Origin of the sequence: Saccharomonospora iraqiensis subsp. paurometabolica YIM 90007 (assembly GCF_000231035.2) — a bacterium.
Taxonomy (GTDB): Bacteria; Actinomycetota; Actinomycetes; order Mycobacteriales; family Pseudonocardiaceae; genus Saccharomonospora; species Saccharomonospora paurometabolica.
Genome location: NZ_KI912244.1, coordinates 7,931 through 19,737 on the forward strand (window position 1 = coordinate 7,931; position 11,807 = coordinate 19,737).

At 71.1% G+C, this 11,807-nt stretch carries 9 protein-coding genes and 2 tRNA genes; 4 read left to right on the top strand and 7 right to left on the bottom strand.

The window, feature by feature from the left end; translation table 11 throughout:
* Positions 1–175 precede the first annotated feature (175 nt).
* Together SACPADRAFT_RS0213485 and SACPADRAFT_RS0213490 are read left to right on the top strand one after the other, a co-directional pair.
* Positions 176–2,413 (top strand): RNA degradosome polyphosphate kinase, encoded by a 2,238-nt coding sequence (locus tag SACPADRAFT_RS0213485; protein WP_157577163.1) that lies wholly within the window; start codon positions 176–178, stop codon positions 2,411–2,413.
* The gene (locus SACPADRAFT_RS0213490; protein ID WP_007024856.1) at positions 2,410–3,399 is read left to right on the top strand and encodes an NUDIX hydrolase; all 990 of its coding nucleotides are present in this window, start codon (positions 2,410–2,412) and stop codon (positions 3,397–3,399) included. The genes SACPADRAFT_RS0213485 and SACPADRAFT_RS0213490 overlap by 4 nt, the downstream gene beginning before the upstream one ends.
* A 149-nt stretch (positions 3,400–3,548) precedes the next feature.
* Here the strand turns inward: SACPADRAFT_RS0213490 and SACPADRAFT_RS30580 are convergent, their stop codons facing one another.
* From SACPADRAFT_RS30580 to leuC, 3 genes are all read right to left on the bottom strand, one after another.
* A complete protein-coding gene (locus SACPADRAFT_RS30580) occupies positions 3,549–4,670 on the bottom strand; it encodes an HU family DNA-binding protein (protein WP_084258430.1) in 1,122 nt (373 codons plus the stop codon).
* Positions 4,671–4,946: 276 nt separating this feature from the next.
* Positions 4,947–5,540, bottom strand: coding sequence for a 3-isopropylmalate dehydratase small subunit (gene leuD, locus SACPADRAFT_RS0213500; protein WP_007024858.1), 594 nt, complete (start codon positions 5,538–5,540; stop codon positions 4,947–4,949).
* 70 nt (positions 5,541–5,610) lie between these two features.
* A complete protein-coding gene (gene leuC / locus SACPADRAFT_RS0213505; RefSeq protein ID WP_007024859.1) occupies positions 5,611–7,026 on the bottom strand; it encodes a 3-isopropylmalate dehydratase large subunit in 1,416 nt (471 codons plus the stop codon).
* A gap of 88 nt (positions 7,027–7,114) precedes the next feature.
* Between leuC and SACPADRAFT_RS0213510 the strand changes: the two genes are divergently transcribed.
* The gene (locus tag SACPADRAFT_RS0213510) at positions 7,115–7,852 is read left to right on the top strand and encodes an IclR family transcriptional regulator (RefSeq protein ID WP_007024860.1); all 738 of its coding nucleotides are present in this window, start codon (positions 7,115–7,117) and stop codon (positions 7,850–7,852) included.
* 158 nt (positions 7,853–8,010) lie between these two features.
* On the opposite strand, the gene SACPADRAFT_RS0213515 is transcribed toward SACPADRAFT_RS0213510, so the two are convergent.
* The 4 genes from SACPADRAFT_RS0213515 to gltX form a co-directional block, all read right to left on the bottom strand.
* A tRNA-Glu gene (locus SACPADRAFT_RS0213515) sits at positions 8,011–8,083 on the bottom strand.
* A gap of 51 nt (positions 8,084–8,134) precedes the next feature.
* Positions 8,135–8,206, bottom strand: a tRNA-Gln gene (locus SACPADRAFT_RS0213520).
* 94 nt (positions 8,207–8,300) lie between these two features.
* On the bottom strand, positions 8,301–9,050 hold the full coding sequence (locus SACPADRAFT_RS0213525) for an HAD family hydrolase (RefSeq protein WP_028662448.1): 750 nt from the start codon (positions 9,048–9,050) through the stop codon (positions 8,301–8,303).
* 166 nt (positions 9,051–9,216) lie between these two features.
* Positions 9,217–10,704, bottom strand: a complete 1,488-nt coding sequence (gltX, locus tag SACPADRAFT_RS0213530) for a glutamate--tRNA ligase (protein ID WP_007024862.1) — start codon at positions 10,702–10,704, stop codon at positions 9,217–9,219.
* A gap of 157 nt (positions 10,705–10,861) precedes the next feature.
* Between gltX and SACPADRAFT_RS27630 the strand changes: the two genes are divergently transcribed.
* Positions 10,862–11,807, top strand: a 946-nt coding sequence (locus SACPADRAFT_RS27630; protein WP_233357182.1) for an FAD-dependent oxidoreductase, incomplete at its 3' end; no start/stop codon positions are given.

Sequence of the window (11,807 nt, forward strand, 5' to 3'; positions counted from 1 at the left end):
CCTGCCTGCCGCACTGACCCGCGGATCCCCGGACCGCGCCGGGCGCACCGGTCGCACCGGCCGCACCGACCGCGGTGAGCAGCGTGCACACGGCCACCGTCCGCGCCGGACACACGTGTCGGCGCCCGCCCGATCGGCCGCCACCGCGGAGCCCCGTCTGGGGGACAATGAACGGGTGAGCGACGACAGCGCGACCCCGGCGAGCGGACCCGTCCCCGACGACCCCGCTCGCCGACAGGTCACCACCGCACCCCCTCCCGGGACCACGGGCGGCGACGGACGGACACGCGAGTTCCGCGCCGTCCCGTCGGCGCCCCCCGCGGTGACCGCGGCCACCCCGGGCACCGACGCCCTGCCCGAGGACCGCTACTTCAACCGGGAGCTCTCCTGGCAGGACTTCAACGCACGGGTGCTCGCCCTGGCCGAGGACGAGTCCCAGCCGCTGCTGGAGCGGGCCAAGTTCCTCGCGATCTTCGCGTCCAATCTGGACGAGTTCTACATGGTCCGGGTCGCGGGCCTGAAGCGGCGCGAGCAGACCGGTCTGTCCGTGCGCAGCGCGGACGGGCTCACCCCGAGCGAACAGTTGGCCTACGTCGCCGAGCGCAACCGCGAACTGGTCCGGCGGCACGCGCTCGCGTTCGAGGAGGGCGTGCGGCCGGCCCTGCAGGCCGCGGGGGTCCGGATCGTGCGTTGGGCGGGCCTGGACACCGAGGACCGGGCACGGCTGTCGGCCTACTTCACCCGGCAGATCTTCCCGGTGCTCACCCCGCTCGCCGTCGACCCCGCGCACCCGTTCCCGTACATCTCCGGGCTCTCGCTCAACCTCGCGGTCACCGTGCGCGACCCGGAGGGCGGCACCGAACGTTTCGCCCGGGTGAAGGTGCCGAACAACGTGCCGCGGCTGGTGCGCATCGAGGAGGGTCCGAGTCCCCGGCAGGCCACCTTCCTGCCGCTGGAGGAACTCATCGCCGCACACCTGGACGAGTTGTTCAGCGGGATGCAGGTGAGTGAACACCACGTGTTCCGGGTCACCCGCAACGCCGACTTCGAGGTCGAGGAGGACCGCGACGAGGACCTGCTGCAGGCCCTGGAACGGGAGCTGGCGCAACGCAGGTTCGGGCCGCCGGTCCGGTTGGAGGTGGCCCACGACATGAGCGAGCACATGCTCGAACTCCTGCTGCGGGAACTCGAGGTCGATCCGCAGGACGTGGTCGAGGTGCCCGGCCTGCTGGACCTGAACTGTCTGCACCAGCTGCACGCCCTCAACCGCAAGGAGCTCAAGGACCCGCCGTTCGTCCCGGCGACGCACCCGGCGTTCGGGGAGCGGGAGACACCGAAGAGCGTGTTCTCCACCCTGCGCGACGGGGACGTCCTGGTGCACCACCCCTACGACTCGTTCTCCACCAGCGTGCAGCGGTTCGTCGAGCAGGCCGCCGCCGACGACAAGGTGCTCGCCATCAAACAGACGCTCTACCGCACGTCGGGCACCTCGGGCGAGTCCCCGATCGTGGACGCGCTCATCGACGCCGCCGAGGCGGGCAAACAGGTCGTCGCCCTGGTGGAGATCAAGGCGCGGTTCGACGAACAGGCGAACATCGCCTGGGCACGCACCCTGGAACGCGCGGGCGTGCACGTGGTCTACGGCCTGGTGGGGCTCAAGACGCACTGCAAGATCGCGCTCGTCGTGCGCCAGGAGGGGGCGACGATCCGCCGCTACTCGCACCTCGGCACCGGCAACTACAACCCCAGGACCGCGCGGCTGTACGAGGACATCGGCCTGCTCACCGCGGACCCGGCGGTCGGGGCGGATCTGACCGACCTGTTCAACGTCCTCACCGGCTACTCGCGCCAGCAGACCTACCGCATGATGCTCACCGCGCCGAACGACATCCGGCGCGGCCTGTTGAAGTTCATCGCCGACGAGATCGACCTCGCGGGAGCGGGGAAACCCGCGGGCATCCGCATCAAGTGCAACTCACTGGTCGACGAGCGGGTCATCGACGGCCTGTATCGCGCCTCACAGGCGGGCGTGCCGGTCCAGATCGTGGTGCGCGGGATCTGCGCCCTCAAGCCCGGGGTCGCGGGGCTGAGCGACAACATCGAGGTGCGCTCCATCCTGGGCCGGTTCCTCGAACACTCCCGCATCTTCCACTTCCGCGGGGCGGACACGCACTGGATCGGCAGCGCCGACATCATGCACCGCAACCTCGACCGGCGGATCGAGGCGATCGTGCAGGTCGCCGACGCCCGGCTCAGCGCCCGCCTGGACGCCGTACTCGACTCGGCGTTCGACTCCCTCACCCGGTGCTGGGTACTCCGTCCGACGGGGGAATGGGTACCCTCTCCGGCGGACAGCGGCCAGGTCCGCGACCATCAGATGGAATTGCTGCGCGAGCACGGAGCCACCGGGTGAGCAGAGTTGTACGAGCCGCGGGGGCGGTGCTGTGGCGCCGCCCACCGGGCAACGAGGTCGAAGTCGCCGTCGTGCACAGGCCGCACCACGACGACTGGTCCCTGCCGAAGGGAAAGGTGGATCCCGGCGAGACGAGCGCGGTGACCGCCGTCCGGGAAGTGCACGAGGAAACCGGGTACGAAGCGGCGCTGGACCGCTTCCTCACCGTTGTCGAATATCCCGTCCCCGGCGCCGACAAGACGGTGGAGTATTTCGCCGCGCGGGCCGTCGCGGGCGGGTTCGTCCCGAACGGGGAGGTCGACGAACTGCGGTGGCTGCCCCCCGCCGAGGCGCGGGCGCTGCTCACGTTCGACAACGACGCCCGTGTCGTCGACCTGTTCGCCGCACAGCCGGCCGAGGTGACCACGCTGCTGCTGGTACGGCACGCGAAGGCGGGCAACCGCGAGAACTGGACGGGCGACGACGACCTGCGGCCGCTCTCGGAGGCCGGGGTACGCCAGGCACGGGGGCTGCGGACGCTGCTGCGCGCGTTCGCCCCGGACCGGGTCGTCTCGGCGCCGCGCCTGCGGTGCGTGCAGACGGTCCAGGCCGTCGCCGACGACGTGGGGGTCGAGACGGAGCTGGAACACCCCCTCTCCGAGGAGGGCTACACCGCCGACCGTGCGGGCGGCCTGGCCCGCGTGCTCTCCCTCGTCGCCGAGGGCGGCACACCGTTGGTGTGCAGCCAGGGCGGGGTCATCCCGGACGTGGTGGCCACGCTGGCCGAACGCGACGGGGTCACCGTGCCCCGGAAGAAGTCGGCGGACGTGCCGCCGAGCAAGAAGGGGTCGGTCTGGGTGTTGGCGTTCACCCGGGAGGGTGCCGGTGCGGCCCCGGGGCGGGTCGACGGGAGGGGCCCACGACTGGTGAGCGCGCATTACCTGCCGAGCCCACTGCCCGAACCGCTCGGCGACGAGGCCGCCGCGCGTTCCGCATCCCACACCTGACCCGCGTCCCCGGCTGACCCGGGGGTCACCCGGTCCACGCGGGCGCGCCCCGCCGGCACCCCACGATCCCCCGGGACGGACCGAACTCGGCGGGTCCCGCGCCGGTGGCCGGGCCCCGCCGAGTTCGTGTCGCCGCGGACGAGGTGCGGTTACTGCGCTTTCGCGGTGGTCGTCTTCTTCGCGGTGGTTCCCGTTTTGCGCGCGGGCGAGGTCTTCGCGGTCGCCTTCGCCGTGCCTGCCGAGGACGACTTCGCCGCCGCCTTCGTGGTCCCGGCGGTGCTCGTCTTCGTTCCCGGGGACTTCGCCGCGGCCGTGGACCTGCTGCCGCTCGACTTCGTGCCGCTCGACTTCGTGCCGGTGGACTTCGTGCCGGTGGACTTCGTGGCCGTGGACTTCGTGGCCGTGGACTTCGTGCCGCCCGACCTGGTGGCGGTGGATTTGGTGCCCGTCGACTTCGTCGCGGTGGACTTCGTGCCGGAGGACTTCGCGGCCGCCGTGGACTTGGTCCCCGTCGACTTCGTGCCGGAGGACTTCGTGCCCGTCGACTTCGCGGCCGTCGACTTCGCGGCCGTCGACTTCGCGGTGCTCGACTTCGCGGTCGACGACTTCGCGGTGCTCGACTTGGCCGTACCGGCCTTGGCCGTGCCCGACTTCGCGGTCGTCGACTTGGCGGTCGTCGACTTGGCGGTCGTCGACTTCGTGCCGGTCGACTTCGTGCCGGTCGATTTGGCCGCGCTCGACTTCGTTCCGGACGATCCGGTCGTGCTCTTCGGCGCCGTCTTCGCCGCGGCGCCCTTCGCGGTCGTGCTCCTGGCCGACGTGCCCCGTGCGGTGGTGGTACCGCCCCGCGCCGTGGTGGTCCGCGTCCGGTTGGTGGTGGTGCGCGTGGAGGTGGGGCGGGTGGCCGACGTCCGCGACGACGTCTGCGTCCCGGCGGCACCGCGCGCGGTCGTCGCCGACGTGCGCTTCGCGGGGGTGGCCTTCGGCAGCTTCCTGGCGCCGCTGACCACGTCCTTGAACGTCGTGCCCGCACGGAAGGCGGGGACGTTGGTCTTCTTCACCCGCACTGTCTCGCCGGTGCGCGGGTTCCGCGCCGTCCGGGCGGCACGGGCGCGCTTCTCGAACACACCGAAGCCGGTGATGTTCACCTTCTCGCCCTTGTTCACCGTACGAATGATGATGTCGACGAGGTTGTCGACGGCTTCCGACGCGACCTTCTTGTCGCCCAAGCGCTCGGAGAGCGCTTCGATGAGTTGGGCCTTGTTGGCCATTCCAGTCCTCCAAGAAGAACTTCGTGTTACCCGGCCACACCGGCCGACATGCGCACACGGTATTACCAACGCAGCATGAATTCCAAACGGCACGCGGAATTTCCGCTTCCCGAGTGCGCTGTTACACCTTCCCCGCGGTGTTTCGCGGGAGTCCCAGGTGTCTTCGCCTCCGGCGTCCCACGTGGCCGCCGGGCGGTGTGCTTTCCCCGGTGGAGGCGGCCGGGGCGGGGCGGATTCCCCGTACACACGCGGGAATCCGCCCCGGAGTGCGCCGGACTACCCCGCGGTGGTGACCGGCTTGTGTGCCGGGCGCCGCCGTTCGAAGGCGTCGATCTCGTCGGAGTGCCGCAGGGTCAACGCGATGTCGTCGAGGCCCTCCATGAGGCGCCAACGCGTGTAGTCGTCGATGGTGAAACCGGTGACGAACCCGCCCGCCCGCACGGTCCGGTCCCGCAGGTCGACCTGCACCTCGGTGCCGGGTTCGGCCTCGAGCAGCTCCCACAGCCGCTCGACGTCGTCCTGCTCGCACTGCGCGGTCACCAGGCCCTGTTTGCCGGCGTTCCCCCGGAAGATGTCGGCGAACCGCGGGGAGATGACCACCCGGAAGCCGTAGTTCGTCAGCGCCCACACGGCGTGTTCGCGGGAGGAACCGGTGCCGAAGTCCGGTCCCGCCACGAGCACGCTGCCCTGCCGGTAGGGCTCGCGGTTGAGGACGAAGTCGTCGTCGCCGCGCCAGGCGGCGAACAGACCGTCCTCGAAGCCGGTGCGTGAGACCCGCTTGAGGTAGACGGCCGGAATGATCTGGTCGGTGTCCACGTTGGACGCGCGGAGCGGGACTCCGACGCCGGTGTGGCTGGTGAAGGGTTCCATGCTGCTTCCTTCCCTCGACGGCCCGTCCACCACGGGCCGCGCTCGGATGTCGTCCGGGTGTGGCGGGCGGTCAGTTCAGGTCCTCGGGCGAGGACAGGGTGCCCCGTACGGCGGTGGCGGCGGCCACGAGCGGGGACACCAGGTGGGTCCGGCCGCCCTTGCCTTGCCTGCCCTCGAAGTTGCGGTTCGACGTCGACGCGCTGCGCTCCCCGGGCGCCAGCTGGTCCGGGTTCATGCCGAGGCACATCGAGCACCCCGCCTGCCGCCATTCGGCACCCGCCCCGGTGAAGATCGTGTCCAGGCCCTCGGCCTCGGCCACCTGCCGGACCCGCATCGAGCCGGGCACGACGAGCATCCGCACCCCGTCCGCCACCCGGCGCCCGTGCAGGATCTCCGCGGCGGCACGCAGGTCCTCGATACGACCGTTCGTGCACGAGCCGAGGAAGACCGTGTCCACCGCGATGTCGCGCAGCGGGGTGCCCGGTTCGAGATCCATATAGGACAGGGCCTTCTCGGCGGCGGCCCGCGCGGTCTCGTCGGTCATCGAGGCGGGGTCGGGCACCGACTCGCCGAGCGGCAGCCCCTGGCCCGGGTTCGTGCCCCAGGTCACGAACGGGGTCAGCGTGCTCGCGTCGATCCGCACCTCGGCGTCGAACCCGGCGTCGTCGTCGGTGCGCAGCTCCCGCCACTCGGCCACGGCGGCGTCCCAGTCGGCGCCCTGCGGGGCGTGCGGACGGTCCTTCAGGTAGGCGAACGTGGTCTCGTCCGGGGCGATCATCCCGGCGCGGGCCCCCGCCTCGATGGACATGTTGCAGATCGTCATGCGCGCTTCCATGGACAGCGACTCGATCGCGCTGCCCCGGTACTCCAGCACGTATCCCTGGCCACCGCCGGTCCCGATCCGCGCGATGACGGCGAGAATGATGTCCTTGGCCGTGACGCCGGGACGCAGGTGCCCGTCCACGGTGACCGCCATGGTCTTGAACGGGCGCAACGGCAACGTCTGCGTGGCGAGCACGTGCTCGACCTCCGAGGTGCCGATCCCGAACGCCATCGCCCCGAACGCCCCGTGCGTGGAGGTGTGACTGTCCCCGCAGACCACGGTCGTCCCGGGCTGGGTCAGGCCGAGCTGCGGGCCGATGACGTGCACGATGCCCTGTTCGGTGTCCCCCATGGGGTGCAGGCGGACACCGAACTCCGCGCAGTTGCGGCGGAGGGTGTCCACCTGGGTGCGCGACACCGGATCGGCGATGGGCAGCTCGGTGCCGGCCGTGGGGACGTTGTGGTCCTCCGTCGCGATCGTCAGGTCCGGCCGCCGGACCGACCTGTCCGCCAACCGGAGCCCGTCGAACGCCTGCGGGCTGGTGACCTCGTGCACCAGGTGCAGGTCGATGTAGAGCAGGTCGGGTTCGGCACCTTCGCCGCGGCGCACCGTGTGCGCGTCCCACACCTTCTCCGCCAGTGTGCGGCCCCGCGTCTCGGCCATCAGGGCTCCTCCGTGTACGTGTCGGTAGCGAGCGGACTCACTTCTCAGAATGTGGACATCCCAGATGACGAGATTGTAGTATCGCCTTGTGGGACAACCCGATGTTAGCAAGCAGGACGGCGCGGAACAGCAGCAGAGCGGGATCGGTGTGCTCGACAAGACCGTGGCGGTCCTGCACGCCGTGGCGGACAGTCCGTGCGCGCTGGGGGATCTGTGCGCGCGGACCGGCCTGCCGCGGGCGACGGCACACCGGCTCGCGGTCGGTCTCGAGGTGCACCGGATGGTGCGGCGCGACGCCGAGGGGCGGTGGCACCCGGGGTCCGCGCTGGCCGAACTGGCGGGCGGCAGCGTCGACCCGCTGCTGGACGCCGCGAGTGTCATCCTGCCGGAACTGCGCGACATCACCGGCGAGAGCGTGCAGTTGTACCGGCGGGAGGGCGTCATCCGCGTGTGCGTGTCGGTGGCGGAACCGCCGAGCGGACTCCGCGACACGGTGCCGGTAGGTGCGCGGCTGCCGATGACGGCGGGCTCGGGGGCGAAGGTGCTGGCGGCATGGGCGGACGCACACACCCAGCAGGCCGTCCTGGCGGACGCCGTGTTCGGCGAACGCACCCTGCTCGAGGTACGGCGCCGGGGGTGGGCGCAGAGCGTGGCCGAGCGCGAGCCCGGGGTGTCCAGTGTGTCCGCACCGGTACGCGACGCCGCGGGCAACGTCGTCGCCGCCGTGTCGGTCTCGGGCCCGGTGGACCGCATCGGCCGCCGTCCGGGTTCCCGCTGGGCCACGGACCTGCTGGACGCCGCGAGCTCGCTGCAGGACCACCTCTGACCGCGGTGCGGGCTCCCGGGAGGCGCCGACCCGCACCGCTGGAGCGGCGACTCGCGGACATGGGACGGCGACTCGCGGGCCTGAAGTGGCGACTCGCCGGGGGACGGACACACGAGAAAGGGCCCCTCTGCGTGGTGCAGAAGGGCCCTTCTCTTCGGTACCCCCGATGGGATTCGAACCCACGCTACCGGCGTGAGAGGCCGGCGTCCTAGGCCGCTAGACGACGGGGGCTTGCCTGTGTTGCGGAAGCGATCTTACCAGACCGGTTTTCCCGCTCCGCAGCTGGGGTACCAGGACTCGAACCTAGACTAACTGAACCAGAATCAGTCGTGCTGCCGATTACACCATACCCCAACGGGCACCTCCCCGAAGCGCTTCGGCTCGGTGCCTGCTGTTGAGAAGAATACTAGACCATGCCCGGACGGGGCCGAACACGGGGGTTCGTCTTTCACCGCGGAGCCGGCACCCCCGAGGGGACACCCACCCGGGCGAACTCGGAGACCAGCAGCTCAGGGAGCTCCGCCAGGGTCGTCAGGACGTGGACGCCCGCCGGAACGTCGTCGTGGAAGCCGGCCGTGCCGTCCACGCTCTCCGTACCGTCCCGGCGGGGCGCACCCGCGCGGTGCAGCCACACGGCCCCGAGACCCGCGTCCCGGGCGCCCAGCGCGTCGGTGCGGAGCTTGTCTCCCACATGCACCGCCTGCGCGGGCGCGCAGGCCAGGGTGTGACAGACCTGGTGGAACATCGCCGCGTCGGGCTTGGCCACCCCGAGCTCGCCCGCGATGGCCACGTGGTCGAAGAATCCGGCCAACCCCAGATCGTCGAGTTTGTCGCGCTGGTGCGCACCTGAGGCGTTCGTCACGGCGGCGAGTCGCACCCCGGCGGCGGTGAGCCACTCCAGGCAGGGGGCGACATCGTCGAACAACCGCCAGCAGCGGCGGAGCAACTCCTGACGGCGGGTCTCGAACCGCGCGGCCTCGTCGGCCGCCACCGCGACGCCGAGCTCGGCGAGGAACGCCCGGGTCCGGGTGCGGTGCATCCGGGCGTAATCCAGCTCACCCGCGACCACCCGCGCGACGTGCTCGTCGGTGATCCGCTCCCACAGCGGCCACAGATCCGTCCGGCCGAGCAAGGACTCCAGTGACCGTCGTCCCGCCGCGGAGAAGTCGATCAGGGTGTCGTCGATGTCCAGACACACCACGCGCAACTCGGGCGGCGCCCAGGGGCCGGAACCGTCGAGTTCGGAGGCGTGCGATGCCGTCGGGGAGCCAAGCGGGAAAGCCACCACGCGAGGCTAGGGGACTTTCGGCGCCCTCGATTCGCCTTATGAGGTGATAAGACCGCCTCTGTTTCGGTCCAGGTTTCTACGCTGCGTGACCCGGGAGCGCGCGCCGCAGCCGCCCGAGCGAGACCTGTCGGCCGAGCAGTTCCATCGACTCGAACAACGGCGGCGAGACCGTGCGTCCGGTCACGGCGACCCGGACGGGCGTGAACGCCTTACGCGGCTTCAGTTCGAGCCCGTCGACCAGTGCCTGCTTCAGCGCCGCCTCGATGTCGTCGCTGCGCCAGTCGGTCACCGCCTCCAGTGCCCCGAGCGCGGCACGCAGCACCGGCTCGGCGTCCGGCCCGAGGTGCTTGGTCGCCGCGGCCTCCTCGGGGGCGAACGCGTCCTCGTCGACGAACAGGAACGACACGAGATCCGGGACCTCGGACAGCACGGCGACCCGCTCCCGCACCAGCGGGGCGATGCCCCGCAGCGTCGCGAGTCGCGTCTCGTCCGGGTCCTGCGGCAGCACCCCGGCGGCGTGCAGGTAGGGCAGACTCCGCCGCACGAAGTCGTCTTGCTCCAGCGCGCGGATGTGGGTGCCGTTGATCGCCTCGGCCTTCTTCTCGTCGAACCGCGCCGGGTTGGCGCTGACCTTCGTGATCTCGAACGCGTCGACGAGCTCGTCCACGGTGAACACGTCCCGGTCGTCGGCGATCGACCAGCCGAGCAGCGCGAGGTAGTTCAACAGCCCCTCGGGGACGAAACCGCGCTCCCGGTAGTGGAACAGGTTCGACTTGGGATCGCGTTTGGACAGTTTCTTGCTGCCGTCCCCCAGCACGGACGGGAGATGACCGAACTCGGGGACGAAGTCGGTGACCCCGATCCGGATCAGCGCCCGGTACAGCGCGATCTGCCGCGGGGTGGACGGGAGCAGGTCCTCACCGCGCAACACGTGGGTGATCCGCATCAGCGCGTCGTCCACCGGGTTGGTGAGGGTGTAGAGCGGGGTTCCGTTGCCCCGCACCAACACCGGGTCGGGGATCGTGCCCGCCTTGAAGCTGATCTCGCCCCGCACCAGGTCGGTCCAGGTGAGATCGGTGTCCGGCATCCGCAGCCGCAGTACCGGGCTGCGCCCCTCGGCCCGGAAGGCCTCCTTCTGCTCCTCGGTGAGATCGCGGTCGACGTTGTCGTAGCCGAGCTGCGGGTCCTCGCCCGCCTCGCGCCGACGCCGCTCGACCTCCTCGTTGGTGGAGAAGGCCTCGTACAACTCGCCCGCCTGAAGCAGACGGCGCGCGACGTCGGTGTAGAGCTCGCCCCGCTCGCTCTGCCGGTACGGCCCGTACTCGCCCCCCACCTCGGGCCCCTCGTCCCAGTCGAGACCGAGCCAGCGCAGGGCGTCCAGCAGGGCCTCGTAGGACTCCTCGCTGTCCCGGGCCGCGTCCGTGTCCTCGATGCGGAACACCAGCGAGCCGCCGTGGTGCCGGGCGAACGCCCAGTTGAACAGGGCCGTCCGGACGAGTCCCACGTGCGGGACCCCGGTCGGCGAGGGGCAGAAGCGGGCGCGTACAGGCTTCGTCTCACTCATAGCGTGCTCAGCCTATCGCCCTTGACGGCGGCGGCGAATCCGTGCATCGTGAAGTTATTCAACAACTGATGAATTAGCGACCGAGGAACCCGGGAGGCCGGCGGTGACCGAAGACGGACGGACCACCTGCGTCGTCGTCGGCGGCGGCCCCGCCGGGATGGTGTTCGCCCTGCTGCTCGCCCGTGCCGGCATCGCCGTGACGGTGCTGGAGAAACACGGGGACTTCCTGCGCGACTTCCGCGGCGACACCGTGCATCCCTCGACGCTGACCCTGCTCGACGAGCTCGGCCTCGGTGCACGCTTCGCCCGGCTGCCACAGACCAGGCTCACCGAGATCGCCTTCCCGTTCCCGGACGGCGGCCGCGTGGTGGTCGGCGACCTGACCCGGCTGCGCACCCGCCACCCGTACGTCGCCATCACTCCGCAGTGGGACTTCCTCGACCTGCTCGCGGACGCGGGCGCGGACGAACCGACGTTCACCCTGCGGATGTCCACCGAGGTCACCGGACTGCTGCGGGAGAACGGCAGGGTCGCCGGGGTGCACTACCGCGCCGCGGACGGCGCCACCGGGACCGTGCGGGCCGACCTCACCGTGGCCTGCGACGGTCGGGGCTCACCCACCCGCGCGCAGGCGGGGCTGCACCCGGTCGCCGCACCGGTGCCGATCGACGCGTGGTGGTTCCGGCTGAGCCGACGTCCCGGGGACGAGACGTCGCTGACACCGCGGGCGGGCGACGGCCGGTTCGCGATCGTGATCCCGCGGGAGGGCTACCACCAGATCGCCTGGATCGACCGGAAAGGGGCCGACCCCGCGCTGCGTGCCCGCGGTGTCGCGGCGTTCCGCCGGGAGGTGGCCGCGGTCGTGCCCGGGCTCGCCGACCGCGTCGACGAACTGACCACGATGGACCAGGTGAAACATCTCGACGTCCGCCTCGACCGGCTCACCCGCTGGCACGCGCCGGGCCTGCTGTGTCTCGGGGACGCCGCGCACGCGATGTCCCCGATCGGGGGAGTCGGCATCAATCTGGCCGTGCAGGACGCGGTCGCGGCGGCGCGCCTGCTCGCCCACCCGCTGCGGCGCGGGCCGGTCACCGGAGCCGACC

Bases quoted from the DNA above. Each gene is read 5' to 3' on its own strand.
- SACPADRAFT_RS30580 (WP_084258430.1), bottom strand. From the start codon at position 4,670: ATGGCCAACAAGGCCCAACTCATCGAAGCGCTCTCCGAGCGCTTGGGC.
- leuD (WP_007024858.1), bottom strand. From the start codon at position 5,540: ATGGAACCCTTCACCAGCCACACCGGCGTCGGAGTCCCGCTCCGCGCG.
- leuC (WP_007024859.1), bottom strand. From the start codon at position 7,026: ATGGCCGAGACGCGGGGCCGCACACTGGCGGAGAAGGTGTGGGACGCG.
- gltX (WP_007024862.1), bottom strand. From the start codon at position 10,704: ATGAGTGAGACGAAGCCTGTACGCGCCCGCTTCTGCCCCTCGCCGACC.